Annotated in this window: 26 protein-coding genes; 14 read left to right on the top strand and 12 right to left on the bottom strand. The window is 69.4% G+C overall.

All coding sequences use genetic code 11. From position 1 onward, the window contains the following. Positions 1–44: 44 nt before the first annotated feature. The 4 genes from ACLARN_RS04865 (at position 45) to ACLARN_RS04880 (ending at position 3,480) form a co-directional block, all read left to right on the top strand. Entirely contained in the window at positions 45–689 is a 645-nt protein-coding gene (locus ACLARN_RS04865) for a LuxR C-terminal-related transcriptional regulator (RefSeq protein ID WP_409490073.1), read from the top strand. Further along, positions 689–2,338: a right-handed parallel beta-helix repeat-containing protein gene (locus ACLARN_RS04870; RefSeq protein ID WP_409490074.1), complete on the top strand. Its 1,650-nt coding sequence runs from the start codon at positions 689–691 to the stop codon at positions 2,336–2,338. Before ACLARN_RS04865 ends, ACLARN_RS04870 begins: the two co-directional genes overlap by 1 nt. Positions 2,339–2,347: 9 nt before the next feature. Beyond that, positions 2,348–3,025, top strand: coding sequence for a winged helix-turn-helix domain-containing protein (locus ACLARN_RS04875; RefSeq protein ID WP_409490075.1), 678 nt, complete (start codon positions 2,348–2,350; stop codon positions 3,023–3,025). A 62-nt stretch (positions 3,026–3,087) separates the two neighbouring features. Further along, complete coding sequence (locus ACLARN_RS04880; RefSeq protein ID WP_409490076.1) at positions 3,088–3,480, top strand: hypothetical protein; 393 nt, start codon at positions 3,088–3,090, stop codon at positions 3,478–3,480. A 75-nt stretch (positions 3,481–3,555) separates the two neighbouring features. On the opposite strand, the gene ACLARN_RS04885 is transcribed toward ACLARN_RS04880, so the two are convergent. Further along, positions 3,556–4,257 (bottom strand): IclR family transcriptional regulator, encoded by a 702-nt coding sequence (locus ACLARN_RS04885; RefSeq protein WP_076162773.1) that lies wholly within the window; start codon positions 4,255–4,257, stop codon positions 3,556–3,558. Positions 4,258–4,336: 79 nt separating this feature from the next. On the opposite strand from ACLARN_RS04885, the gene leuC reads away from it, so the two are divergent. The 3 genes from leuC to ACLARN_RS04900 all read left to right on the top strand — a co-directional run bounded on the left by leuC (position 4,337) and on the right by ACLARN_RS04900 (position 7,308). Further along, entirely contained in the window at positions 4,337–5,755 is a 1,419-nt protein-coding gene (leuC, locus tag ACLARN_RS04890; RefSeq protein ID WP_409490077.1) for a 3-isopropylmalate dehydratase large subunit, read from the top strand. Between the two features lie 31 nt (positions 5,756–5,786). Next, positions 5,787–6,389: a 3-isopropylmalate dehydratase small subunit gene (leuD, locus tag ACLARN_RS04895; RefSeq protein ID WP_409490078.1), complete on the top strand. Its 603-nt coding sequence runs from the start codon at positions 5,787–5,789 to the stop codon at positions 6,387–6,389. Between the two features lie 253 nt (positions 6,390–6,642). Beyond that, on the top strand, positions 6,643–7,308 hold the full coding sequence (locus ACLARN_RS04900; RefSeq protein WP_409490079.1) for an HU family DNA-binding protein: 666 nt from the start codon (positions 6,643–6,645) through the stop codon (positions 7,306–7,308). Between the two features lie 1,003 nt (positions 7,309–8,311). On the opposite strand, the gene ACLARN_RS04905 is transcribed toward ACLARN_RS04900, so the two are convergent. The 3 genes from ACLARN_RS04905 to cofC all read right to left on the bottom strand — a co-directional run bounded on the left by ACLARN_RS04905 (position 8,312) and on the right by cofC (position 12,249). Further along, complete coding sequence (locus ACLARN_RS04905; protein ID WP_409490080.1) at positions 8,312–9,247, bottom strand: NUDIX hydrolase; 936 nt, start codon at positions 9,245–9,247, stop codon at positions 8,312–8,314. Next, positions 9,244–11,553 (bottom strand): RNA degradosome polyphosphate kinase, encoded by a 2,310-nt coding sequence (locus tag ACLARN_RS04910; RefSeq protein ID WP_409490081.1) that lies wholly within the window; start codon positions 11,551–11,553, stop codon positions 9,244–9,246. Before ACLARN_RS04910 ends, ACLARN_RS04905 begins: the two co-directional genes overlap by 4 nt. A 66-nt stretch (positions 11,554–11,619) precedes the next feature. Then, positions 11,620–12,249 (bottom strand): 2-phospho-L-lactate guanylyltransferase, encoded by a 630-nt coding sequence (cofC, locus tag ACLARN_RS04915; RefSeq protein WP_409490369.1) that lies wholly within the window; start codon positions 12,247–12,249, stop codon positions 11,620–11,622. A 66-nt stretch (positions 12,250–12,315) separates the two neighbouring features. Here cofC and ACLARN_RS04920 point away from each other — a divergent pair, with 66 nt between their 5' ends. The 3 genes from ACLARN_RS04920 (at position 12,316) to ACLARN_RS04930 (ending at position 14,825) form a co-directional block, all read left to right on the top strand. Next, entirely contained in the window at positions 12,316–13,059 is a 744-nt protein-coding gene (locus ACLARN_RS04920) for a lysophospholipid acyltransferase family protein (protein WP_409490082.1), read from the top strand. After that, on the top strand, positions 13,059–14,084 hold the full coding sequence (locus tag ACLARN_RS04925; RefSeq protein ID WP_409490083.1) for an NAD(P)H-dependent glycerol-3-phosphate dehydrogenase: 1,026 nt from the start codon (positions 13,059–13,061) through the stop codon (positions 14,082–14,084). Before ACLARN_RS04920 ends, ACLARN_RS04925 begins: the two co-directional genes overlap by 1 nt. 261 nt (positions 14,085–14,345) lie before the next feature. Further along, the gene (locus ACLARN_RS04930) at positions 14,346–14,825 is read left to right on the top strand and encodes a cysteine dioxygenase (RefSeq protein ID WP_409490084.1); all 480 of its coding nucleotides are present in this window, start codon (positions 14,346–14,348) and stop codon (positions 14,823–14,825) included. Between the two features lie 81 nt (positions 14,826–14,906). Here ACLARN_RS04930 and ACLARN_RS04935 read toward each other — a convergent pair whose 3' ends face one another. The 6 genes from ACLARN_RS04935 to ACLARN_RS04960 form a co-directional block, all read right to left on the bottom strand. After that, positions 14,907–15,917 (bottom strand): asparaginase, encoded by a 1,011-nt coding sequence (locus ACLARN_RS04935; protein WP_409490085.1) that lies wholly within the window; start codon positions 15,915–15,917, stop codon positions 14,907–14,909. A 113-nt stretch (positions 15,918–16,030) separates the two neighbouring features. After that, a complete protein-coding gene (locus ACLARN_RS04940) occupies positions 16,031–16,855 on the bottom strand; it encodes a class I SAM-dependent methyltransferase (protein WP_409490086.1) in 825 nt (274 codons plus the stop codon). Next, on the bottom strand, positions 16,852–17,232 hold the full coding sequence (locus tag ACLARN_RS04945; RefSeq protein WP_409490087.1) for a VOC family protein: 381 nt from the start codon (positions 17,230–17,232) through the stop codon (positions 16,852–16,854). Before ACLARN_RS04945 ends, ACLARN_RS04940 begins: the two co-directional genes overlap by 4 nt. 42 nt (positions 17,233–17,274) lie before the next feature. Then, the gene (locus tag ACLARN_RS04950) at positions 17,275–17,955 is read right to left on the bottom strand and encodes an FAD:protein FMN transferase (RefSeq protein WP_409490088.1); all 681 of its coding nucleotides are present in this window, start codon (positions 17,953–17,955) and stop codon (positions 17,275–17,277) included. After that, a complete protein-coding gene (locus ACLARN_RS04955; protein ID WP_409490089.1) occupies positions 17,952–18,368 on the bottom strand; it encodes an FMN-binding protein in 417 nt (138 codons plus the stop codon). The genes ACLARN_RS04950 and ACLARN_RS04955 overlap by 4 nt, the downstream gene beginning before the upstream one ends. Positions 18,369–18,385: 17 nt before the next feature. Further along, complete coding sequence (locus ACLARN_RS04960) at positions 18,386–19,732, bottom strand: ferric reductase-like transmembrane domain-containing protein (protein ID WP_409490370.1); 1,347 nt, start codon at positions 19,730–19,732, stop codon at positions 18,386–18,388. A gap of 145 nt (positions 19,733–19,877) precedes the next feature. On the opposite strand from ACLARN_RS04960, the gene ACLARN_RS04965 reads away from it, so the two are divergent. Next, positions 19,878–20,576 carry a response regulator transcription factor gene (locus tag ACLARN_RS04965; RefSeq protein ID WP_409490090.1) on the top strand — a complete coding sequence of 233 codons (699 nt, stop codon included), beginning with the start codon at positions 19,878–19,880 and terminating at the stop codon, positions 20,574–20,576. Beyond that, positions 20,573–22,012: a sensor histidine kinase gene (locus ACLARN_RS04970; RefSeq protein WP_409490091.1), complete on the top strand. Its 1,440-nt coding sequence runs from the start codon at positions 20,573–20,575 to the stop codon at positions 22,010–22,012. Before ACLARN_RS04965 ends, ACLARN_RS04970 begins: the two co-directional genes overlap by 4 nt. Positions 22,013–22,262: 250 nt before the next feature. On the opposite strand, the gene ACLARN_RS04975 is transcribed toward ACLARN_RS04970, so the two are convergent. Beyond that, a complete protein-coding gene (locus ACLARN_RS04975) occupies positions 22,263–22,916 on the bottom strand; it encodes a pyridoxamine 5'-phosphate oxidase family protein (protein WP_409490092.1) in 654 nt (217 codons plus the stop codon). Between the two features lie 91 nt (positions 22,917–23,007). Between ACLARN_RS04975 and ACLARN_RS04980 the strand changes: the two genes are divergently transcribed. Next, the gene (locus ACLARN_RS04980) at positions 23,008–24,369 is read left to right on the top strand and encodes a PLP-dependent aminotransferase family protein (protein WP_409490093.1); all 1,362 of its coding nucleotides are present in this window, start codon (positions 23,008–23,010) and stop codon (positions 24,367–24,369) included. A 33-nt stretch (positions 24,370–24,402) separates the two neighbouring features. Next, the gene (locus ACLARN_RS04985; RefSeq protein ID WP_409490094.1) at positions 24,403–25,353 is read left to right on the top strand and encodes a zinc-binding dehydrogenase; all 951 of its coding nucleotides are present in this window, start codon (positions 24,403–24,405) and stop codon (positions 25,351–25,353) included. Here ACLARN_RS04985 and ACLARN_RS04990 read toward each other — a convergent pair whose 3' ends face one another. After that, complete coding sequence (locus ACLARN_RS04990) at positions 25,354–25,896, bottom strand: DUF3515 domain-containing protein (RefSeq protein WP_409490095.1); 543 nt, start codon at positions 25,894–25,896, stop codon at positions 25,354–25,356. Between the last annotated feature and the right edge of the window lie 7 nt (positions 25,897–25,903).

The following is a 25,903-nucleotide window of genomic DNA, read 5'->3' on the forward strand; positions in this document are numbered from 1 at the left end:
CGTCGTCGGCGGCACCGCGCCGGGGGAAGAGGGAGGTACCTGCGATGACCGTGCAGACCGGACAGCTCAGCCTGGTCATGGGAGCCCGTGACCGGACGGGGCTCGGCGAACTGCTGGCGGAAGCGACCGGCGAGGTGCTCGTGATGAGCACGGGGACGGACTCGACGTTCCAGCGGATCGCGCTCGCGAACGTGCGTCCCGGGGTACGTCACAAGGTGCTCTTCCCCGACTCCGCGCGGATGTCCGGTGCGCTCAACCGCATGTCGCGGGCCGGTGCCGAAGTACGGACCGACGCCGAGATCCCGATGGACGCGCTGGTGATCGACCGGACGTCGGTCGTCCTGCCCGCGGAAGGCAGGCAGGCCGGTTCCGCGGTGTTCCGGCTGCCCGGCGTGGTCACCGCCACGGTCGGCCTGTTCGAGCGGATCTGGCAGGCCGCCGCGCCGCTCGTCCCGCTGGATCTCCCGGAGCCCGAGGACGCTTCGATCCTGACCTGCCGCGAACAGGAACTACTGACGCTGCTCTTCTCGGGCACGACCGACGAATCCGCCGCCGCGCGGCTCGGTATCTCGGTGCGCACGGTGCGCCGGATGGTCGCCGACATCATGAACCGGCTCGGTGCCCGCAGCCGGTTCCAGGCGGGCGCCAAGGCCGTCGACCGCGGCTGGCTGATGGCCAAGGCGGGCTGATGACGACCTCGACCCCCGGCCGTGTCCTGCTGGTGGCGCGACGGCCCGGCGCGTATCCGACCATCGGCGACGCCTTGGCGGAAGCGTCCGACGGCGCCGTCATCACCATCACGGGCGGTGAATACGCGGAGACCGTCGAGCTGACCGGCCTGCGGGTGACCCTTGCCGCGGCGGACGGCGCCACCGTCGTCGTCGACGGCCGCGGCGCCGACCGGCCCGTTTTCCGCTCCACCGGCGGAGCGCTCGTCCTGAAAGGGATCGAACTCCTGGCTGGTGACGCGTCCGCGATACAGGCCGACGACACGGAATTGAGCGTCCAGCGCTGCACCGTCTCCGGCGGGCGCGGCCCGGCGATCGCGATCCGCGGCAGGACGGCGTTCACCGTGACCGGTTGCGTGATTTCGAGGGCGGAGCAGGGGATCCTCGTCGACGGCGCGCCCGGCGGGATCGAGGACACGACTGTCGAAGACGTGACGGGAGACGGGATCGTCCTCGGGCAGGGCGCCGATCCGGTCGTCCGAGGCTGCACGGTGACCGGCTGCGGGCTGCGCGGCATCTACGTCTATCAGTACGCCCGGCCGGTCATCGAAGGCTGCGTGGTCTCGCACACCGGTTACGAGGGCATCGCTGTGGCGCACCACGGGGTACCGGTGCTCAAGCGGTGCACGGTCACCGACACGCGAGGCGCGGGGATCGCGTTCGCGTCCGGCTGCGGCGGTGAGATCTCCGCTTGCCGGGTCAGCAACACTGCGGAACCGGGGATTTCGATCGCCGAGGGGGCGACCCCGACGCTCAACGAGACCGCGGATCCCGGCATCGTCGCCGACAACGCCTTGGACGAGATGCTCGCCGAACTCGACGGGATGATCGGCCTCCCCGGGGTGAAGGAAGAGGTCCGCGCGCTGGTCGACGAGTTGCAGGTCAACGAATGGCGACGCCGGGCCGGGCTGCCGATCGGCGCCACCGGCCACCACCTGATCTTCGCGGGCGCGCCCGGCACAGGGAAGACGACGGTCGCCCGGATCTACGGCAAACTGCTGAAGGCGCTGGGAGTCCTGCCGCACGGCCAGTTCCGCGAGGTGTCCCGCCGGGATCTCGTCGGGCAGTACATCGGGCACACCGCCGAGAAGACCGCGACCGTGTTCGAGGAGGCCAAAGGTGGCGTTCTGTTCATCGACGAGGCGTACACGCTTTCGCGGCTCGCCGGTTCCGGCGGCGACTTCGGCCAGGAGGCGATCGACACCCTGGTCCCGCTGATGGAGGAACATCGCGACGAGGTCGCGGTGATCGTGGCCGGCTACACCGGCGAGATGGTCGACTTCCTCGCCGCCAACCCCGGTCTCGCGTCCCGCTTCGGCAAGACGATCGAATTCGAGAACTACAGTCCCGGCGAACTGCTCGCCATCTTCGGGCGCATGGCGTCGGCGGGGGACTACGAACTCGATCCCGACGCCGCCCCGGTGCTGACCGACCACTTCCGGCTCATCTCCGGCGACGCCAACTTCGGCAACGCGCGGGACGCGCGCCGGTTGTTCGAGAAGGTGCGCAAGGCGCAGTCGCAACGATTACGGCTGCTGGGCCGGATGCCCGCCGTCGAGGAACTGCGCGGGCTGCACGTGGCCGACGTGGAGCTCGCCACCGCACGCTAACGTGCGAGTGTGCGGGTGCTGGTGACCGAGGACGACGAGAATCTACGGGTGGCGCTGGAATTCGCCCTGCGCGGCGACGGGTTCGCGGTGGACACCGCCGCCGACCTGCCCGGCGCCGACGAGGCGCTGATGGTGAACGCCTACGACTGCGCGGTGTTCGACCGGATGCTGCCCTCGGGTGACGCCCTGGCCTACGTGCGTAACCGGCGCAGCGCCGGATGGCCGATGCCGGTGCTGTTCCTGACCGCGCGCGACAGCGTCGCCGACCGGATCGACGGGCTGCGCGTCGGCGGCGGCGACTACCTGGTCAAGCCATTCGCCATGCCGGAACTGATCGCACGGGTGCGCAGCCTGTGCCGTCGTGACATGGCCGGGCAGGCGGTGGTGCTGCGCTGCGCCGACGTCGAACTCGACACCGGCAGGCACCAGATCTCGCGGGCGGGCGTCCTGCTCACCGTGACCCGCAAGGAGTATCTCGTCATGGAACGCCTGATGGCCGCGTCCGGGCGGCCGGTCTCGCGACCGGAACTGATCCGGTACGCGTGGGACGAGATGGCGGATCCGGCGTCGAACGTGCTGGACGTCGTGATCGCGCGGCTGCGGCGGAAGCTGAAAGATCCGCCGCTGATCCACACGGTGCGGGGCTCGGGATACCGCATGGCGCCTTCAGCCCCGCCCGCGGGCTGAACCCGCCCCTGATGTGCCATGCTCGACAGCGCACGAGGCGGCGAAACCGAGAGGTGACGAGGGTGTCCATCTGGGCAGGCGTGATCAATTTCGTCCGGGCACGGTACGAAGTGCTCGAAGAACGGGGCGACTGGCTCCGGTTCCGGGTCGACACCGAAGACGGCCGCGGCCAGCAGGTCACCCTGCACCATCTGCCGGACCACGACGGGCTGGAGTGGGTCGAGCTCTCGTCCCCGGTCGGCTGGGCGGACAAGATCGACCTGCGGCGCCTGCTCGAACTGGCCGGCGGCGACTCGGTCGGCGGCGCGGCGATCGTGGACGGCGTCGCCCTGCTCAAGCACACGATCCCGCTGGCCGACCTGAACCTCCAGAACGAGTTCGGGCATCCGCTGACGTCCCTCGTCACCCGCGCGGACGCCTTCGAACACGAACTCACCCGAGCCGACGAGTTCTGATAGGACGGTAGTACGTGAAGGGCCCCTTGCTCGCGACGGCGTGAGCAAGGGGCCCTTCACGTATTTCGAGAGAGATCAGAGGCGTTCCTGGAGCGCGTCCGCGGCGGCGAGCAGGTCCGCGGCCCAGCGGGCCCCCGGCTTACGCCCTATGCGTTCGATGGGCCCGGAAACCGACACCGCGGCGACCACGGTGCCCGTCGAATCCCGTACCGGCGCCGAGACACTCGCCACACCCGGCTCCCGTTCCGCCACGCTCTGGGCCCAGCCGCGACGGCGGACTTCGAGCAGTGTGCGCTCCCCGTACACCGCCTCGGAAAGGATCGTCCGCTGCGTATGCGGATCCGACCACGCGGCGAGCACCTTCGCGCCGGAGCCCGCGGTCATCGGCAGCCGTGAACCGATCGGCACCGTGTCACGGAGACCGCTGGGCGGTTCCGCGGTCGAAACGCAGACGCGCTGGACGCCGTCGCGACGGTAGAGCTGAACGCTTTCCCCGGTGATGTCGCGTAATTTCGGCAGCACCGAACCCGCCGCGTCGAGCAGCGGGTCGGTCGAACCGCCCGCCAGTTCCGCGAGCGCGGTGCCCGGCCGCCAGCGTCCGTCCGGGCCGCGGCGCAACAGGCGATGCACCTCGAGACCGACCGCGAGCCGGTGCGCCGTCGCGCGCGGCAAACCGGTCCGCGTGCACAGTTCCGCCAGGCCACAAGGATCTTCGGCCACGGCCTGAAGCACGGCCACGGCCTTGTCGAGTACTCCGATACCGCTATGCTGTCCCACAAGCCGATACTATCTTCCCGAAGTTTGAGATGTCCAGATGGTGGGAAGTACCGATTTCACCGCATGTGAGGAGCCGGAAATGCCCCGGACACTGGCCGAGAAAGTGTGGGAGTCGCACCTGGTGCGGCGCGGCGAGGGGGCCGAGCCCGACCTGCTCTACATCGACCTGCATCTGCTGCACGAGGTCACCAGCCCGCAGGCGTTCGACGGACTCCGCCTGGCGGGCCGGAAACTGCGCCGCCCCGACCTCACCATCGCCACCGAGGACCACAACGTCCCGACGATCGACATCGAGCTGCCGATCGCGGATCCCGTGTCCCGCACCCAGGTCGACACCCTTCGCAACAACTGCAAGGAGTTCGGTGTCCGGCTGCACCCGATGGGCGACGCCGAGCAGGGCATCGTGCACGTCATCGGCCCGCAGCTGGGCCTGACGCAGCCCGGGATGACCGTGGTGTGCGGCGACAGTCACACCTCGACACACGGCGCTTTCGGCGCGATGGCCTTCGGGATCGGCACCTCCGAGGTCGAACACGTGATGGCCACCCAGACCCTGCCGCTCCGTCCATTCAAGACGATGGCGATCACGGTCGACGGCGAACTCCGTCCCGGCGTCACGGCGAAGGACGTCATCCTCGCCGTGATCGCGAAGATCGGCACCGGCGGCGGACAGGGCTACGTCCTCGAATACCGCGGCGAAGCCATCGAAAAGCTGTCGATGGAAGCCCGGATGACGGTGTGCAACATGTCCATCGAAGCCGGCGCGCGCGCCGGGCTCATCGCTCCGGACGAGACGACGTTCGCGTATCTGAAGGGCCGTCCGCACGCGCCGCGGGGCGCGGACTGGGACGCCGCCGTCGAGAACTGGCGCGAACTCCGCACGGACGACGACGCCGTCTTCGACGCCGAGGTGCACCTGAACGCCGATGAGCTCACGCCTTTCGTGACCTGGGGCACGAACCCGGGCCAGGGACTCCCGCTGAGCGCCGAGGTGCCCGATCCCGAGCGGATCGGCGACGAGAACGAGCGCATCGCCGCTGAGAAGGCCCTGTCCTATATGGACCTGAAGCCGGGCACCCCGCTGCGTGAGATCGCGGTGGACACCGTCTTCCTCGGCTCGTGCACGAATGGCCGTATCGAGGATCTGAGGGCCGCCGCGGACGTCCTGCGCGGCCACAAGGTCGCCGGGTCGGTCCGGATGCTCGTCGTCCCCGGCTCGATGCGGGTCCGCCAGGCGGCCGAAGCCGAAGGGCTGGACCAGGTCTTCACCGAAGCGGGCGCGGAATGGCGTCAGGCGGGCTGCTCGATGTGCCTCGGCATGAACCCGGACCAGCTCAAGCCGGGCGAGCGCAGCGCGTCGACCTCGAACCGCAACTTCGAAGGCAGGCAGGGCAAGGGCGGCCGGACGCACCTGGTCTCCCCGCTCGTGGCGGCCGCGACGGCCGTGCGGGGAACCCTGTCCAGCCCCGAAGACCTGCAACCGGCCACCGTCCGCTGACATCGCTGACATCCGCGAAGGAGTTCCCAACATGGACGCGTTCACCCACCACACCGGCATCGGGGTCCCGCTGCGCAGGTCCAACGTGGACACTGACCAGATCATCCCGGCGGTCTACCTCAAGCGCGTGAGCCGCACCGGCTTCGAGGACGGGCTCTTCGCCGCCTGGCGCTCCGACGAGTCGTTCATCCTCAACGAAGAGCCGTTCAAAAGCGGGTCGGTCCTGGTCGCGGGCCCGGACTTCGGCACCGGTTCCTCCCGTGAGCACGCGGTCTGGGCACTGATGGACTACGGCTTCCGTGCCGTGATCTCGTCCCGGTTCGCGGACATCTTCCGCGGTAACTCCGGCAAGCAGGGTCTGGTCGCCGCTCAGGTCGAGCAGGCCGACGTCGAACTGCTGTGGAAGCTGCTCGAAAACGAGCCCGGCACGGAGGTCACGGTGGACCTCGAGTCGAAGACGGTACGAGCCAAGGACTTCACCGCGCCCTTCCAGATCGACGACTACACCCGCTGGCGGCTCCTCGAAGGGCTCGACGACATCGCCCTGACACTCCGCCACGCGGATGAGATCGACACTTTCGAGATTCAGCGCCCCTCCTGGAAGCCGGTGACCCTCCCGGCGGCCTTCTCCTAGCACCGGTCAAAGGGGGCGGATTCCCTTGCTGAGCAGGGAATCCGCCCCCCGGCCGAGGGCCTCCACGACAGCCCCGAAACCACACCGAACGGCACCTTGAGAGGCCCCGGAGGGGTCCCTCAAGAGGCGGAACCGCCCCCGAGGCAAGGGAAATTTCCGCGCGTCGTTTGGAATTTGTGCTGCATTGGTAATACCGTGTGCGCTAAGTCGGCCGACGGGGCCGTGTACAACAAGTTCTTCTTGGAGGACTGGAATGGCCAACAAGGCCCAGCTGATCGAGGCGCTGTCGGAGCGCCTGGGCGACAAGAAGGTCGCGTCGGAGGCCGTTGATGGCCTTGTCGACATCATCATCCGGACGGTCAACAAGGGCGAGAAGGTGAACATCACCGGCTTCGGTGTGTTCGAGAAGCGCGCCCGCGCCGCCCGCACCGCGCGGAACCCGCGCACCGGTGAGACCGTTCGCGTCAAGAAGACCAACGTGCCCGCTTTCCGCGCCGGCACGACCTTCAAGGACGTCATCAGCGGTTCGAAGAAGCTGCCGAAGGCCACCGCTGTGAAGCGCGCGACCGCCGGCACCACCACTCGGGCCGCCGCCACCCGCGCGACGACGACCCGGACGGCCGCCAGCCGCCCGGCCGCGACGCGTACCACCACCACGCGGACCCGCGCCGCCGCCGCCACGACGCGTACGGCTGCGAAGCCGGCCGCCAAGGCGACCGCGACCAAGGCCGCCGCGAAGACGACCGCCACCAAGGCGGCGCCGAAGACCGCGGCCAAGGCCACGACTCGCGCCACCACGGCCAAGAAGGCGACCGCCACCAAGGCCGCCGCGAAGCCGGCCGCCAAGGCGACTGCCGCCAAGGCTCCCGCGAAGAAGGCTCCGGCCAAGCGCACTTCGGCGGCCGCGAAGAAGAAGTAAGCTCCCTCTTCCAGAGCGAGCCAACGGCAGGGCCCCGCGTTATCGCGCGGGGCCCTGCCGCATTTTTGGGAGCGGGCCCAGTCGGGGTCAGTGCGCTGCGACCGTCTCCTTGCCCCTCAACGCCCTTGAGAGCGGGCGTCCGGGGAAAAGGGACCCGGAACGGATCAGCGGCGGTCTGTGGACGAATGTGCCGCGCCTAGGGCGGTCGCTTCGGAACGGAACCACTCTTCGTAGAACCGCGCGGGCGCCCCGATCACCCCGATGGCGCATCGTCCCGTTCGCCGAACCGCCCTCCACAGTGGAGCGACGATCGTCCGCACTGGGCTGTTGCCGCTGGACAACGCCCCGCGAGACCGAACCCCGGCGCGGTGGCGGAACTCACTTCGCGGCGGATCCGCCTACTCGCAAGCACTTCGGACCCGGCGGGCTTTGCTTCGCTTTGGACACGGGCGGAGTAGAGGTACGTCACCCACGTGGGGGAGTCGCTTTCCGAACCGCGGCCACTCGGTACCGGCCCGTTGCCGTCTGAAGTACATGAAGGCCCCCTTGCGCCTAGCGCCAGGGTCCCGGCAAAGTCGTATACCGGCCGATCAGGTGGGGCATCAGGGACTTACGGCTTCGCCCGAAAATCGTGCATATTGCCACGATGCTCGTGTCGCGAAAGCCACTTTCGGGACACCAGACGTCCCGAAAGTGGCTTTCGCGACACGCCACGTTCGCCCGGCAATGCCCGGTCCCGATGCCAAAACGACGCCAGCCAGCAGCTCTGCGACTTTGCCGGGACCCTGGCGCCTAGCGCAAGGAAGGGGGCCTTCATGTACTTGGGGGCCCGACCCAGCCGCCAACACTCTTGGCCCTGACCCTGATCGCCACTCGCGACCCCCGGGGCAGCAGTCTGTCCGTGTTCCCAATGCCTCATTGGAGACACTCAGCGTCTCCAATGAGGCATTGGGAACATCACGCCACCCCGACTCGCGGGAAGGGGGCCTTCACGGACAAAACGTCAGGGATGCGCGGGAGCGGGCGTGGGCAAAGGCGACGCGAAATAGTCCGCCGCCACCAGCACCGGCCCATCCTCTTCGGTCGGCGCCCGGAACGACAGCACCCAGAAAGAACCCTTCTTCGACGGCACCACACCACCGCGCGCGGCGGGCAGTTCGACACCGTCGCGATCGGCCAGCGCGCTGATGACGTCCGGGATCACGCCGCCCTGGCTGGAGATCACCGGTGTCCCGCCGTCGCCGGCGATGGCCAGCAACCGTGCGACACCGAGCACCGGGTCCGGCCAGTAGCCCTCTTCCGACAGCAGCGGCTCGTGCCGGATCTCGACTTCGAGATCTTCGGCGAGCCCGTTCACCGTCTGGACGCAACGAAGCCGCGGCGCCGAAAGCACCCTGTCCGGCGCGTAGTGCCGCAACAACGAACGCAGTGCCTCGGCCTGACGCTGGCCCGCGTCCGAAAGCGGCCGCAGGTCGTCGTCGCCGTTCCACTCGTCACGTTTACCGGCTTTGGCGTGCCGCACCAGGATCACCGTGGTGAGTTCGGGCGGCAGCGCGGAGAACTCGCGCAGCACCCGCACGTCCCCCGGCCGTGTCAGCAGTTTCTCCGCGGTCTCCGCGTCGAGCCAGCGCAGTTCGTCGACTTCTTCGTTCGGCGCGAACGCGCCGGAAGCCGCGTGCGCGGAGAAGTAGTCGACGGTTTTCGGCGCTCCCGCCACGGTGTACTCGGTACGGAACAGATACCGGCCGAGCACCGCCTCGAACCCGGTCTCCTCCTCGATCTCCCGGACCGCGGCCCGCGCGATGGTCTCGCCCGGATCCAGCTTTCCCTTCGGCAGCGACCAATCGTCGTAGCGCGGCCGGTGGACCAGCGCGACCTCGACCCGGTCCCCGTCCCGGCGCCAGAGGACGGCTCCCGCCGCCCGCACGACCCCACTCATCCGGCGGCTCCGTGCCGTTTCGCCAGTTCGACCTGGTGGTCGCGGACGTCGTCACCGCTGGCCGGGAACGGGGTCCACTCGCCGGTCGAGTTCAGCACCCAGCACCGGGTCGCCGGATGCAGCGCGGATTCGAAGATGTAGTCCAGTTGCGTCGTCAGCTTCGGATCCTTGACCCGGACCAAGGCCTCGATCCGGCGGTCGAGGTTGCGGTGCATCATGTCCGCGCTGCCGATCCAGTGCGTGTCGCCCGCGCGGAAGTTGAAGATGCGCGAGTGTTCCAGGAAACGGCCGAGGATCGAGCGCACGTGGATGTTCTCGCTCAGCCCTTCCACACCCGGCTTCAGCGCGCAGATGCCGCGCACGACGATGTCGACCGGCACTCCGGCCTGCGAAGCGTGGTACAGCGCGTCGATGATCTGCTCGTCGACGAGCGAGTTGCACTTGATCCGAATGCCGGCGGTCTGGCCGGCGCGGGCGAGTTCGATCTCCTCGCCGATCGCGCGCACGATGCCGCGGCGGATCCCGTGCGGCGACGTGAGGATGTTGCGGTAGGTGTCCTGGCGGGAGTACCCGGTGAGCACGTTGAACAGATCCGTCAGGTCCGCGCCGATCGTCGGGTCGGCGGTCAGGATGCCGAGATCCTCGTAGAGGCGCGCGGTCTTCGGGTTGTAGTTGCCGGTGCCGATGTGGCAGTAGCGGCGGATGGTCGAACCCTCCTGGCGCACCACCATCGACACCTTGCAGTGCGTCTTCAGCCCGACGAGCCCGTAGACCACGTGCACGCCCGCGCGTTCCAGCGTGCGGGCCCAGGTGATGTTGGCCTGCTCGTCGAACCGTGCCTTGATCTCGACCAGCGCGACGACCTGCTTGCCTGCCTCGGCGGCGTCGATCAGCGCGTCGACGATCGGGGAGTCGCCGGAGGTGCGGTACAGCGTCTGCTTGATCGCCAGCACCTTGTCGTCCGCGGCGGCCTGTTCGATGAACCGCTGGACGCTGGTGGAGAACGAGTCGTACGGGTGGTGCACGAGGACGTCGCCTTCGCGCAGCGTCGCGAACACCGACTTCGGCGTCTCGCGTTCACCGAACGCGGGATGCGTCGCGGGCACGAACGGCCGGTCCTTGAGTTCCTTCCGGTCGACACCGGAAAGCTGGTGCAGACAGGTCAGGTCCAGCAGACCGGGGACCTCGACGACGTCGCGCGGGTCGACCTCCAGTTCGCGCAGCAGCAGTTCGAGCATGTGCTCGCTCATGTCCTGCGCGACTTCGAGCCGCACCGGCGGGCCGAACCGGCGCTGGGCCAGTTCCCGTTCCAGTGCCTGGAGCAGGTCTTCGTCCCGGTCCTCTTCGACCTCGAAGTCCGCGTTGCGGGTGACCCGGAACACGTGGTGTTCGGTGACCTCCATCCCGGTGAACAGCTCGCCGAGATGAGCGGAGATCAGTTCCTCCAGCGGAAGGAACGTTCCGGTGCGGCTTTCCCTCGGCTGCTGCTCGATCCGCATCAGGCGCGGCACGTTGCTCGGCACCTTGACGCGCGCGAACCGTTCGGTGCCGCCCTCCGGATCGCGGACGGTGACCGCGAGGTTGAGCGAAAGGCCCGAGATGTAGGGGAACGGGTGCGCGGGATCCACGGCCAGCGGTGTGAGCACCGGGAAGATCTGCTCGCTGAAGTAGTTGGACAGCCGGAGCTGGTCGGCGCCGGTGAGGTCGTTCCAGCCGACGATGTGGATGTCTTCGTCGGCCAGTTGCGGCCGCAGGTGCAGCTCGAAGGCGTTCGTGTGCCGCTCGACCAGATCCTGGTTGCGCTTGGCGATGTACGCCAGTTGCTCGCGCGGGGTGAGCCCGTCCGCGCTGCGGACCGGGAGGCCCGTCTCGTCGCGGCGCTTCAGCCCGGCGACCCGCACCATGTAGAACTCGTCCAAATTGGACGCGAAGATCGCCAGGAACTTGCCGCGTTCGAGCAGCGGCTGCGATTCGTCCTCGGCCAGCGCGAGCACGCGCGCGTTGAAGTCCTGCCATGACAGCTCACGGTTGAAATACCGGTCGTCGGGCAGTGTCTCGACGGCGGTGGGCGCGGACGTCACCGCGGGAGGCGCGGCGGGCAGCGCGCGGAACTCCTGCGCGGGACGGCTCGCCGCCCCGCCGCGGGTCGCGCGGGGAGTGCGGTGAGTGCTGCCGTTGCTCTTCGGCGCGGGACTGGTCTTTCTCGCCCGCACGGGCTTGGTCGCGCCGTTGTCGGGTTCCGGTTTCGCGGCGGAGGTCTTCCGCTTCCTTGCCGAGTTCGGGGTGCCGCCGTCATTTGTGCTCACGGGCTCATTGTTCACCACTCGGCCCGATTATGTGCACCGCGCGCGGGTCGCCGGGGTGAACTCTCGTCACATCACCACGCAGGGTGTCTCCAACAGCGTTGAAGTGCGCTTTCCGACACCCAGGGTGCGGACGTGAGCGAGATCATCCGCGGTGTCCACGTCGGCGCGGAGCGATCCCGCCGCGAGCGTGAGCGGGGTCGCACCGGACGCGGTGTGCGCCCGCGCGGAACCCCCGCCGAACCGGGGTTCCAGTGGACGGCCCGCGCCCGAGAGCAACAGCGTGGTGCCCGTTCCCTGCCGGTCGGCGACGAATGCCCGATCTCCGGCGGCTTCGGCGAGCGCGGCGGTGAGGTCTTCGGTCCGCAGCGCGGGCAGGTCGGCCTGCAAGGCACCGACGAGACCGGACGGCGTGTCCCGGCGCAGTAACTCCGCGCCGTGCCGCAGCGCCGCGTTCAACCCGCCTCGCGACGGCTCGGCGACGATCTCGACGCCCAGTTCGGTGAGATCCGCCACCGACGCCGGGTCGGCGGCGATCACCAGTACGCGGCGGACCCCGTCCGCCGAGGTCGCCGCGGACAGCGTGTCGTAGGCCAGCGCCAGTACCAGTTCGGCGTGCCGCTCGGGCACGACCGCGCCGCGAAGCCGCGACTTGCCCTCCGCCGGGCGTTTCATCGGCACGATCAGGTCGATGCCCACACTGTCCACATCTCTCTTCTTACCCGACCCTCCCTGGACCGCGCTCGCGTGCGCGCGGCAGGATCAGTGGCCTGGGACGACACGTGTGACTTCGAGGAGGACGAATTGGCCCGGCGTGAGAAGGGCGGCATCTGGGTTGGCATCGCCGCCGCACTGTTCTACCCGGCGACGGCCATCGGCAAGCGGGTCTACCGCAACGCCGAGCGGATCCCCCGCGAAGGCGGCGCGCTGCTGTTGCTCAACCACGTGTCCCATATGGACCCGGCGGTGGACGCGGTGTTCGTGCACCGCCAGAAGCGGGTGCCGCGTTTCCTCGGCAAGGAGGCCCTGACCAGGACGCCGGTCTTCGGCAAGATCTTCGTCGGCGCGGGCCAGATCCCGGTCTCGCGTGGTTCGGCCGCCGCGGGCGACAGCCTCAAGGCCGCCCACCAGGCGCTGCGGGACGGCAAGATCGTCGTGATCTATCCCGAGGGGACGATCAGCAAGGACCCCGACGGCTGGCCCAAGAAGCCGTTCACCGGTGCCGCGCGGCTCGCGCTGGAGACCGACGTGCCGGTGATCCCGATCGCCCGCTGGGGCACGAACCACATCTTCAACGGCTACACGAAGAAGTTCACACCGTTCCCGCGCAAGAAGATCACGCATCTGGTCGGGGAGCCGATGGACCTGTCGGCCTTCAAGGACGGGTCGACGCGCAGCGCGTCCAAACTGCGTGAGGTCACCGACCTGATGATGACCGAGATCACCGCCCTGCTCGCGGAGATCCGCCAGGAGGAACCGCCCGCGAAGAAGCCGGAGGACGACGCCTGATGGCCGGAACCGCCGCCGAGGTCCAGCGCCTGACCGTGCTCGGCGCGGGGTCGTGGGGGACGGCGTTCGCCAAGGTTCTCGGCGATGCAGGCCGTGACGTGACCATGTGGGCCCGACGGCCCGAGGTCGCGGAAGAGATCCGGGACCGGCATCGCAATTCATCCTATTTGCCCGATATCGAGCTGCCGGAGCGGATCACCGCGACGGCGGATCCGGCCGAGGCGCTCGACGGCGCGCAGGCCGTGGTCCTCGCGGTGCCGAGCCAGACCCTGCGGACCAATCTGTCGGAGTGGTCCGGTCTGCTGCCGTCCGGGACGATCCTGGTGAGCCTCGCGAAGGGCGTCGAACTGGGCACGCTCAAGCGGATGAGCGAGGTCATCGCCGAGATCGCGCGGGTCGACGACGGCCAGATCGTGGTCGTTTCCGGGCCGAACCTGGCGAAGGAGATCGCGCTGGGGCAGCCGTCGGGCGCGGTGCTCGCGTGCACGGACCACGACAACGCCAAGGCGATCCAGCAGGCGAGTTTCAACCAGTACTTCCGGCCGTACACCAACACCGACGTCGTCGGCTGCGAACTGGGCGGCGCGTGCAAGAACGTCATCGCGCTGAGCTGCGGGATGGCGGCCGGGATGGGACTCGGCACCAACACCATGGCGACGCTGATCACCCGCGGGCTGGCCGAGATGGCGCGGCTCGGCGCGAAACTCGGGGCCGACCCGCTGACCTTCGCCGGGCTCGCCGGCGTCGGCGACCTGGTGGCGACGTGTTCGTCGCCGTTGTCGCGCAACCGGACCTTCGGTGAGCGGCTGGGCCGTGGCGAGACCTTGCAGCAGGCGCTGGACGCCGGGGGCGGGCAGGTCGCCGAGGGCGTCAAATCGTGCACGTCGATCCGGGAACTCGCGCTGAGCCTCGGCGTCGACATGCCCATCACCGACGCGATGCACCGCGTGTGCCACGAAGGGGTCGACCCGCGGCGTGCCGGAGCCGAGCTGCTCGGCCGGTCGCAGAAGCACGAGTGGTCCTGAGCAAGACCGCAGGATCGCGACAGACCGGGTCCGATTCGTGCTGCCAGCATGGTCGGTAGGTGCAGAACTCACGGTCCACGGTGTGAGATCGGTTGACCGCCGGGCTCCGCACTGGTTCGCTGAGGGCATGTTCGCACGTGGGATGACTGTGTCGCGGGGCCTCTCGGGTCTTGGCGCTGTCGCGTGTGCGTCGTGTCCCTGTTGTCGGTGAACCCGCCCCGGCCCAGCTAGACACCATCTTCCTTCTGCGAGGACTCCTTCATGTTCGCCGTCCCGGACAACACGCTCGTCATTCCCGAAAACCCCGCCCTGCGTCACCCGGTGCGCGTCGCGATCGAGTTCGCGGCGGACCGTGACCGCTGGCGGCACCTGCTGCGTTACGACCCCGAGGAGCGGTTCTCCGCACTCGTCGACAGCGACGAACTGCAAGAGGTCTGGCTGATGAGCTGGCTGCCCGGCCAGCACACCGACCTGCACGACCACGAATTCGCCGCGGGTGCGTTCACCGTCGTCAGCGGGCAGTTGAGCGAGACCGTCGCCCGGCGCGCGTCCGACGGGCGGGCGGTGACGGAACTGCATTCGCTGTCGGCGGGCCAGTCACGCGTCTTCGGTCCCGGCTACATCCACGAAGTGCGCAACGAGGGCCCGGATCCCGCCGTCAGCGTGCACGTCTACCGGCACCAGCCCCGCGCCATGCGCCCGTACCACCTGGACCCCATCTCGGGCCCGATCCGGGACTAACCCCCTCCGCAATTCGGCACCTACTTGCGGTAGTTGTGTGTGCAAGGACCGCAAGTAGGTGCCGAATTGCGGCAGATGAGGCTAGGTGAGGTCGCCGCGCAGGCGGAATTCGGCTTCGACGCGGTCTCGCGAGGCACCGGTGGCGAGCAGGGTGTGCAGCAGGAGCCGGGATTTTCGTGGGTCCAGCCAGCCCGCCATGGTCGCGCCCATCGCGATCAGGTCCGACTCCGAACCGCGGAAGCCATAGGTACCGCGGAATGTCGGCCCGGCGCCGGTGCGCCCGGCGACCACGATCGGCACCTCCGGCAACACCCGCTCGATCACGTCGGCGGATCCGGCCGAAACGTGCCCGGCGCCGTTCGCGGCGAGCACCACACCCTTGACCCCGGCCTTGACCAGTGTCTCCAGCAGTTCGCCGGTGTCCTCGACGCCGCTCTCGACGATCGGCACCAGCCCGGAGAAATCCGCGTTCTCGAGCGACAACGCCGGCGGGCGGTCCGCGACCGGGTGGAAGTAGTGCACCGCGCCCTCGGCGAGCAGTCCGAGCGGCCCGGCGGGGTTAGAGGAGAACGCCTCGACGTGGCTCGAATGCGCCTTCCGGACCCAGCGGGCCAGGTGGACGTCGTCGTTGAAGGCGACCAGCGAACCGCGGCCCCGGCTGCGGGGCTCGGCGGCGACGGTCAGCGCCGCGAGCAGGTTCCCCGCGCCGTCGGCGCTGGGCAGACTGGGGTTGCGCATCGCGCCGGTGATCACGATCGGCGCCTCGGAAGCCCACGTCAGCTCGAAGAAGTACGCGGTCTCTTCGAGCGTGTCCGTGCCCTGGACCACGACGACGCCTTTCGCGCCTTCGTCGACGGCTCGCGCGGCCCAGTCGTGGGTCTTGATCAGCGTCGCGAAGTCCATCGACGCACTGGAAATCCCCGCGAGCGTCTCCGCGCGGACGTCCATCGCCAGGTTTTCGCCAAGGTCGCCGAGCAGATCGGCCGCGGTGAGCCGGGGGACCGCGTGGTCTTCGCCGTCGCCGGGGACCATGGAAATGGTGCCGCCCAGTGCGGCGACGGCGACAAGGGGCCGTCGGGGATCGCTCGACATTCCGTCATTCTTCAAAGTGGGCCAATCTCGCCGCAAGTAGTCACCTACTTGCGATCTTCACGAGCCTGGGGTCCGGCGCATTCAGGTGACCAATTGCGCCGGACGCCCGGGACTCAGGGGCGTTTGAACGCTTCGATGGTGAAGCTCGCGGCCAGCCGCTGCGGATCCTTCGCCAGCCGCCATTCCTCCGTCGCGGCGTCCAGGCTCATGAAGCCGGGCAGCGCGTTCCACGGCACACTGTCGTGCTCCACCAGCTTCGTCAGCGTCAGCCCCGCGTCGAGCAGCGCCGTGACGATCTCGCCCAGCCCGTGGTTCCACTCGTGCGTCCGGTTCTGCTCGAACGACACGTCAGTGTCCACATAGGTCCCCGGCTCGTCGAACACCAGCGGCTCGGCCTGCTCGAAGTACGGGTAGTGCGGCGTGATCAGTGGCTGCGTCTCGTCGAGGGTCCCCAGCATCGGGTGCATGTCGCGGATGAACAGCCGCCCACCCGGCTTCAGCAACGAGCCGACGACCTGTCCCCAGCGGGCGATGTCGGGAAGCCAGCAGATCGCGCCGATTCCGGTGTAGACGAGGTCGAATTCCCCGGCGCCCAGCACGTCGGCGGCACCGTACACATCGGACTCGTGGTAGTCGATCCCCGCGCCCGTCTCGGCGGCCAGCCGTCGCGCGATCTCCAGCGCCGGTGCGGAAAAGTCGAGTCCGGTCATCCGCGCGCCGAGGCGGGACAGGGAAAGCGTGTCCGTGCCGATGTGACATTGCAGGTGGACGCCGCGCGCACCGGAGACGTCGCCGAGCAGCGGCCGGTCGAAGGTGACCACACCGCTGAGATGCGCGGGGTCGTTCACGAACCGTTCGTAGCCGTAGTCCGCCGACGCCGCGTGCGCCGGAGCGCGTTCGTCCCAGTTCGCGCGATTGAGGGTGAGGTACTCGTTCACGCCGTCGCGGCTTTTTCGGCGGCGCTGCGCAGCACACAGAATTCGTTGCCTTCGGGGTCGCCGAGGACGGCCCAGCCGGTGCCGTCCGGCTTGCGCCGGTCGTGCTGCATGGTCGCGCCCAGCGCCAGCAGGCGTTCCACCTCCTCGTCGCGCGGGATGTCGGGCTCCAGGCAGAGGTGGATCCGGTTCTTCACCGTCTTGGGTTCGGGAACCTGTCCGAAGAACAGGGTCACGCCGTTGTCCATCTCGATGATCGCTTCGGGGTCGCCGGGCACGTCGTCGTCGGCCATCGGCTTGCCGACGACGCCACTCCAGAACCGGCCGAGTTCGTAGGCGTCGGCGCAGTCGAAGAAGAAATTCTGTACGACACAGGTCATGACGTCGCAGTCTGCCCGAACCCTCGAATCCCGGCCAGCGGTTTAGGCCAGCCGCAGCCCCGGCGACCGGTGCACCTGCCGTTCCGCGTCGATGATCAGCACCTGGCAACCCGGCTGCGAAGCGACCCAGGCGATCCCTTCGGTTCCCATCGCGAAAGTGGCCGTGGCCAGCGAATCCGCCGTGACGAGGTCGTCGGCGGCGACCGTGACGCTCAGCAGCCCGGTCGCCGGTCGCCCGGTCCGCCCGTCCAGGATATGCGCGCCGCGTTCGTATTCCGCCGACGTCGCGACGGCGCCGCCGGACGATTCCACCACGGCGCAGATCGCGTCGGGCCGTTCGGGATGCCGGATGCCGACCCGCCAGGCGCGGCCGGGTTCCGGTTCGCCGGAGGTGACCACGTCCCCACCCGCGTTGACACAGAAGATGTCAAGGCCCTCGGCCCGCAATAGTCCCGCCGCCCGCTGCACCGCCCAGCCCTTGACCACCGCGTTCGGGTCGAGCCGCCGTCCGGGAATCCGGGCGGTGAACGCCCCACCGGACAGCCGTTCGTAGTGATCGCACAGCGAAAGCACCTCGAGCAGGTCGTCGCTCAGTTCCGACGGCGCGAGGTCGCCGCGGTCGTAACGGCAGACCTCACTGTCGGCCCGGAATGGGCTGAACCGGGCGTCGACCTCCCGCAGCCAGCCGAAAACGCCGTCGATCGCGTGCTCGACCCGGTTCATCTGGCGTCCAGCGCCGCCTGTAGCGAGTCGACGTACGACTCGCTGGTCGAAGTCGCCCCGGAGACGGTGTCGATGTCGGCGCTCTGCGCGGTCAGCGTCTCCTGCTGAAGCACGGGGATCGCGTCCACACCGCGCCCGCTGGTCGGCCGCTTCAGCAGCCGGACCTCGGAGATCTTGTCCTCGGCCGAGATCACCAGCTGTACCTGCACCGTGCCGTAGCGGTTGCTTTCGACCGAGCCGTCGATGGTGCGTTCGGATCCTTCGGACGCGCCACCGTCCGAAGTAGACGATGACGGGGCGGGTGCGGCGACGGCCACGGTCTCCGAACCGAGCGGACCCGGTTCGTACAGCCACACACCGAGGAAGCCGGCGGCCGAAAGGGCGACCGTGGCGGCGACGATGGTCTTCTTCATGATCGGGACTCCCTGACTCAGGCGGCGAGGCTGAAACGTTCGGCGTGGACCTGGTGGTTCGGCACGCCCAGTTCGCGCAGGCTGCGCAGCGTCGCCGAGGTCATCCCGGGTGGGCCGCAGACGAAGACGTCCCGGTCCCGGACGTCCGGGACCATCTGCCGCAAGTTGTGCGCGCCGAGCAGCGGGCCGTGCGGACCGGCCTGATCGGACGGTCCACTGAGGACGTGGACGACGGCGCCGCGCGCCTGTGCCAGTCCCCGCAGCTCCGGCAGCAGGACGGCGTCAAGTTGGGTACGGACGCGGTAGAGCACCACGACGTGTCCGGAGATCTCCTCCAGCAGCGCGCGGATCGGTGTGATCCCGACGCCGCCCGCGACCAGCAGCGCGTCCGGTTTCCGTTGGTGCAGCGTGGTGAACGCGCCGTACGGCCCTTCGGCGAACACCCGTGTGCCGACCTTCAGCGACCGCAACGACGCGCTGCCGTCACCGGCGGCCTTCGCGGTCAGCCGCAGGGTCCGGCCGTCCGGCGCGGCCGAAAGCGAGAACGGATTGGCCTGCCACCAGCGATCCCTGGTCATGAAGCGCCAGAGGAAGAACTGGCCCGCCCTCGCGGGCATCCTGTCGAGGTGCTTGCCGGTCATGTACACCGAGACGACGTCATGGGATTCGGGGACGACGGCGACGACCTTCAACTGGTGACGCAGGTTCCGCGCCAGCGGCAGCACCACGCGGCCGGCGGCCACCGAGCCGAGTGCGACACCCCACACCGCCCACCAGTAGGCCTGCGCTCCCGGCGACGACGCGAACGATCCGCCCAGCGCGATCTGATGGCTGAACGCCAGTACGACCGCGGCATAGGTGTAGAGGTGGAGAAAATGCCAGGTCTCGTACGCCAGCCGGCGCCGGGCGAAACGCGCGGAAACGGCGCCGACGAGCAGGATCAGCGCGAGCGCGACGACCGCGCGCAGGATTCCCTCCAGTTTGGTCACCATCGTGACGAATTCGTCCACGACGCCGTTGTCCTCGACCTGCGCGTAACCGAAGACGATGAAGACGAAGTGCGCGAGCAGCGTCCACAGCAGGCTGAACCCGGTCCAGCGGTGCCAGACGGTGAGCCGGTCCATGCCGAGACGGCGGTCGAGCCACGGCAGCCTGGCGACCAGCAGCAGCTGGAACGCCATCGTCAGCGCCCCGTACAGCCCGGCGAGCCTGCCGATGCTGATGAGGACGTTGTCCGACGGCCCAGCGGCGAAGAAGAGCATGGTCACGGCGGCCACGTTGGCCCCGATGAAGGTGAAGAGCCCGGCGCGTGCGGCGATCCTGGGACGGATCGCCGGGCGCGGTCTCACGGCGGTCTGCGTCATGGTTGTCACACGTGGTTCCTTCCGATCCGGTTCAGTGCCGAGCCTCCTGTGCCAACCTGTGACCTTTCTTGGCGCAAGCTGTCGGCTTCCTGTCGTATGCGCTCCCGCCTCGCCCTCGCGCGCGCGGTCACGGAGGATGGACGTCGTGCACACCGAGAACCCCGTCCGCCTGCTCGTGGTGGACGACGAGCCGCATATCGCCGACTTGGTGGCCACCGTCGCCCGGTACGAGGGCTGGCAGGCCGTCACCGCCGGATCGGGGGAGGCCGCGCTCGCCAGGGCCGCCGAGTTCGGGCCCGACATCGTCGTGCTCGACCTGATGCTGCCCGGGATCGACGGGTTCACCGTGCTGGACAGGCTCCGCGAGTCCGGGACGGCGGTGCCCGTCGTCTTCCTCACCGCGAAGGACGCGACCGCCGACCGCGTCGCTGGTCTCACCCGCGGCGGTGACGACTACCTCGTCAAGCCGTTCTCCGTCGAGGAACTGATGGCGCGGCTGCGCGCCGTCCTTCGGCGCAGCAGCACTCAGGCCAAGCCCGCCGCGCTGCTGCGGGTCGGTGATCTGACCATGAACGAGGACACCCGCGAGGTCGCCCGCGACGGCCACGTCGCCGAGCTGACGCCGACCGAGTACGAACTGCTGCGTTACCTCATGCGGCGTTCGCCGTCGGTGCTGACCAAGGCGCAGATCCTCGACCACGTCTGGGAATACGACTTCGGCGGCCGGTCCAATGTGGTCGAACTCGTCATCTCGCACCTGCGCCGCAAACTCGACGCCGGCCACGAGCCGCTGATCCACACCGTGCGCGGCGTCGGCTACGTCGTCCGGCAGGCGGCGAGATGAAAATAGTGCGCCGGTGGTACGACGCCTGGCGCCGGTCGAGGCTCGGCACCCGGCTGGCGCTCGGGCTCGGCGTGCTGGCGCTGGTCGTGTTCGCCGTCGTCGGCACCGTGATGGTCGGCATCATGAAGGGCTACCTGAACGACCGGCTCGACGAGCAGCTCGCCAAGACCCAGATCAGCCAGGTGCCGTCGCTGCGCACCACGCACGGCGGGAAACCGCAGCAGGCCTACGGCTGGTTCTCGGCGGTCTTCTCGGTGCAGAACGGCGACGCGCTGCCGCAGTCGGGCGGCTCCCTGCCGCCGGACACGAAGGCGCTCGAAAAGGTCGCCGAAGACGCTACGCGGACCGAAGTTCTGCGCACCGTGTACATCGAGGACAAGGGCACCTACCGCGTCCGGGCGTGCCCGATCGAGCCGAGCCAGAACATCGTGCTGGTCAGCGCCGCGCCGCAGGCGGACCTGGACCGGACGGTGAGCCAGTTGGTGATGGTCGAGGTCGTCGCGTTCCTGCTGGCGCTGGCGGTGCTGGTGATCGCGGGACGGCTGGTGCTGCGGCGCGGGCTGCGGCCGCTGAGCGACATGGCCGGGACGGCGCACGACATCGCGTCGCACGACCTGACCACGAACGCCGATCTCCCGGTACGCGCGCGGGCCAACGGCGACGGCGCCGAGGTCGAGGAACTGCGGACGGCGTTCAACCTGATGCTGGCGCACCTCGATTCCTCACTGGTCGCGCGCCGGGAAGCGAATGAGCGGCTGCGCCGGTTCATCGCCGACGCCTCCCACGAACTGCGCACCCCGCTGACGTCGATCCGGGGCTACGCCGAGCTTTTCCGTTACGCGGCGGCGAACGAACCCGCCGAACGCGAGGCGCATCTGTCGAAGATCCGTGAAGAGACCCAACGGATGAGCGTGCTCGTCGACGACCTCCTGCTCCTCGCGCGCCTCGACGCACCGGAGACCGAAGCGCCGCTGCGACTGGTCGACGTCGACCTCGCCGAACTGATCACCGACGCGGGGGAGGCCTTCGCCGCCGGTCGCCCGGAGCATCCCCTGACCATCGGACCGCTACCGGAAGGTGTTGTCCTGCAAGCGGATCCGGTGCGCCTGCGGCAGGTGCTGGACAACCTGCTCGCCAACGCCGCGGTGCACACGCCGCCCGGTACGGCGGTCACGCTTTCGGCTTCGGTCTCGGGTTCGGATGTCCTCTTGCGGGTGAGTGACGCCGGACCGGGGATCCCGCCGGAGGCGCGTGAGCAGATCTTCGACCGGTTCTACCGGGTCGACACCGCCCGCACACGCGGCAACGGCGGGACCGGGCTCGGGCTTTCGGTGGTGCTGTCGCTGGTCTCCGCGCACGGCGGCACGATCGAGGTCGCGAGCGTGCCGGGGGTGACGACTTTCACCGTGCGGCTTCCGCTGCGACCCCCTTCGTAAGCCCTCGCGGCGTGCAATGAAGGACGCTTTCATTGCAAATTTTGCTATGAAAGCGTCCTTCATTGCACCTTTCGTCCTGGGTGGGGGCTGAAGGGGACTTTCCCCGCATGCCATGCGGGGAAGGCGCCCTTCGCGTGGCGAGGTCGCGGGAGTTCCGCCCCACACCTGGTCAGCGACGTAGCGAAGGCCTCCTTGCCTACTCTGAAGGTAGGGAAGGAGGCCTTCACGGCCCAGCATCCACGCGACCGCCCTACCCGACCCGCCCCTTCACGTGGTCCGGCACGACCCACTCCGAAACCAGGTCCACCGAAGGCTCCGGCTCCCCGAACACGGTCCGCACCGGCAGCACCCCCGCCCACGAGACATCGGCCGCGACCTCGTCCTCGGGATCGTCGGGCCCCTCGCCGCGCATCTTCACCGACGCCTCGGTGAGGTCCAGCTCCAGCACCGAAACCGACGCGAACTCCTTCGCGTTGACATCGCGCGCGTGCTCCCACGAGCCGGGCGCGAGGTGGTCGGTCAGCACGCGCAGGCCGTGCATCTTCTGGTCACGGTCGGTGACCATGGCCGCCTTGCCCAGGATCACCGCGCTGCGGTAGTTCATCGAGTGGTTGTTGATCGAGCGCGCGTAGACGATGCCGTCGAGCAGGGTCACCGTGACGCAGACCTCGACGCCGTCGGAGTCGCGAATACTCTTCGCACCGGTGGATCCGTGCAGGTAGAGCGTGTTTCCGTCGCGGCCGTAGCCGGTCGGGATGACGAGCGGGAAGCCGTCGCGCACGACGCCGAGATGGCAGATCAGGCCTTCGTCGAGCACCGCGTACAGCGCCGAGCGGTCGGTGCGCGCGCGGTTCTTCTTGCGGCCGAGAGTGGTCCGGTCGGTGGGAGAGAGCGGGGTGGACATGCGAGCAGTCTCACCCACGAGAGTGGCCTGTAATAATGGCCAATTCTCCTATACTTGAGAAGTCCACTTTCCCGGAAGCGCGGAGCACAGCATGTCCGACACCGCTCTGCCGGTCAGTCTCGACCGCGATTCGCTGGTCCCGCTCGCGGTCCAGCTGGCCGACGCGTTGCGCGCCGCCGCCGGTGACGGGCATCTGCGCGGCGGCGACAGGTTGCCCTCGACCAGGGCGCTCGCGAACCGGCTCGGCGTCAGCCGCACGGTGACGTCGGCGGCGTACGAGCAGCTCCACGCGGAGGGCTGGATCGCGGGCCGCCACGGCTCCGGCACCTACGTCACCACGACACCGCCCGCGGACAGGCCGTCGAAAGGACTCGCGCCGGGCGTGGCCGCCGCGCCGCCCACGCTGGTCGACCTCACCCCTGGCGTGCCGTGGGCCGACGGCATCGAGAAGTCGGCCTGGCGCCGGGCTTGGCGGGCCGCCGCCGATCCGCGTCCGACCTATCGCGAGGACAGGGCCGGGCTGCCCGCCTATCGGGACGCCGTTTCCGAGCATCTGCTGCGCCACCGCGGCCTCGCCGCCGGGACCGTGCTGGCCACCGGCGGGACGACGGCGGCGGTGATCGAACTCGCGGGCGCGGTGCTCTCGCGCGGCGACCGGGTCGCGATCGAGGAGCCGGGCTACCAGCGCGCGGTGCAGGCGTTCCGGCGGGCGGGGATGGCGGTCGTCGCGGTCGGAGTCGACGAGGAGGGCTTGCGCCCGGACGCCGTTCCCGCCGACGTGCGCGCCGTGTACTGCTCGCCCGCGCACCAGTACCCGCTCGGCAGCCGGATGAGCGCGTCCCGCCGGGTCGAACTGGTCGAACTCGCCCGCGCCGAGGGCATGCTGGTGATCGAGGACGACTACGACGGCGAGCTGCGGTTCGACGTCGCGCCGCTGCCGCTGCTGGCCGCGCTCGCTCCCGACGTCGTCGCGCATCTCGGGACCACGAGCAAGATCCTCACCCCGGCGCTGGGCGCGGGGTGGATGGTCGCGCCGCCCCAGATCGCGGCCGCGGTGCTGGAGTACCGCGAAGGGACCGGAACGCGTCCGTCGCCAGCCGGTCAGCGGGTGCTCGCGGAATTGGCGCGGCACGGCGATCTGGGACGGCACCTGCGGAAGCTCCGGCGAGAACTGTCGGAGCGGCGGTCGCTGGTTTCGGCCGCGCTGACGTCGGCGGGGATCCCGGTACTCGGCGACGACGCGGGCGCGCATCTGGTCGTCCCTTGTGGATCGGCTCCCGAGGAAGCGGCGCGGATGGCGGCGGCGGAACGCGCCGGGATCCGGCTCGACGGGCTGGCCCGGCACTTCGCCGGGACGCCGACGGTGTTCGGGAATCTCATCGGCTACGCGGGTTGCTCGCGAGAAGCGCTCCACTCCTCGCTCAAACCGTTGCTCGCCGTCCTCGGTGGTTGACCTCCACCTTGCTGGAGGTCATACCTTGCGATCATGAAGGTCATCAGAGTGTCCCGGTTCGGCGATCCCGGCGTTCTCGAACAGGTCGAACTGCCCACCCCCGAACCCGCCGAGGGTGAGCTGCGCATCGCGGTGGCGGCGGCCGGTGTCGGCTGGCTCGACGCCCTCATCCGGCGGGGCGAGGGGCCCACCGTTTTCGGGATCGAACCGCCGTACGTGCCGGGTAGCGCGGTGGCGGGCACCGTCGAGGCGGTGGGCGCGGGAGTCGACGAGACCTGGCTCGGCAAGCCGGTCGTCTCCAGCGCGTCCGGCGGCTACGGCGGGGGATACGCGGACACGGTCATCGCGCTGCCGGAAGGCGTCTTCCCGATCCCGGCGGGTCTCGATCCCCAGCAGGCGGTCGCGCTGCTCGACGACGGCAGCACCGCACTGGCGCTGCTGGAGAAGACCCCGGTCCAGGCCGGGGAGCGGATCCTGGTGGCGCCGGGCGTCGGCGGTCTCGGCAGTCTGCTGGTGCAACTCGCGCACGCGGCGGGCGCCACCGTCGTCGCGGCGGTCCGAGGTGAGGAAAAGGTGGCCATCGCGAGGAAACTCGGCGCCGAGCCCCTCGACTATTCGGTGGGCGAACGGCTCACCGGAGAGGGCACGTTCGACGTCGTGTTCGACGGTGTCGGCGGAACCCTCGGCGCGTCGGCCGTCGCGCTGCTCGCCGACGGCGGCCGGTTCTCCGGCTACGGCATGTCCAGCGGCGCGGAGACCGTGATCGGCGCCGAAGACCGGAACCGGCTGACCATTGTGGACATGGCGCAGCTCCCGGAGTTCTGGCCCGAGACGCCCCGGCGCGTGCGGGAGGTGCTGCGGCTGGCCGCCGGCGGGACGCTGACGCCGATCATCGGCCGGACGTATCCGCTGGCGGAGGCGTCCGCCGCGCACTCGGACATCGAGGCACGACGGTATGTCGGGAAGACTCTTCTCGTCCCGTGATCAGAAGCGCAGCGGCACCGCGGGGAGGTTGGCGGCGAGAACGTCCGAAATGGTCTGGAGCGGCCCCGTCCCCGCGGAGTTCGGCACGGTGAGCGCCGTGTAGACGGGCCGGTCCACCACGAACCACGTCGCGGTGCCCTCGCCCTCGACCTGCAACCACTGGACGCCGTTGATCGTCCGCAGCTGCGAGGTCCGGGTCAGCTCCGGCGGCTTGCCGAGCCCGCATCGCAGGACCACCGGGTCGCCGGTGCCCCAGCCGACCGTCGCCTCGGGGGCGGGGTCGGCCAGTTTCCGCCGGACCAGGGTGTTCCCGGACGACGTGAGCTCGTGCGGGAGCGCGCCGACGAGTTTCGCGCATTCTGGGGATCCCGACTGCGGCGCCGGGACCGGGACGAGCGGGAGGGGGCCGTCGGCGGCCGGGGCGATGGAGTCCGCGCCGCGGGTCAGCCCGAAGACGGCCACGCCCGCGACGAGCAGGACCGCCAGGCAGGCGGCCGCGATCAGCAGTGGTCTCGGGGGAGCGCCGGTGTCCGTGTCAGCCACCGGACCA

This window comes from Amycolatopsis sp. cmx-11-12 (assembly GCF_046269425.1).
Classification (GTDB): domain Bacteria; phylum Actinomycetota; class Actinomycetes; order Mycobacteriales; family Pseudonocardiaceae; genus Amycolatopsis.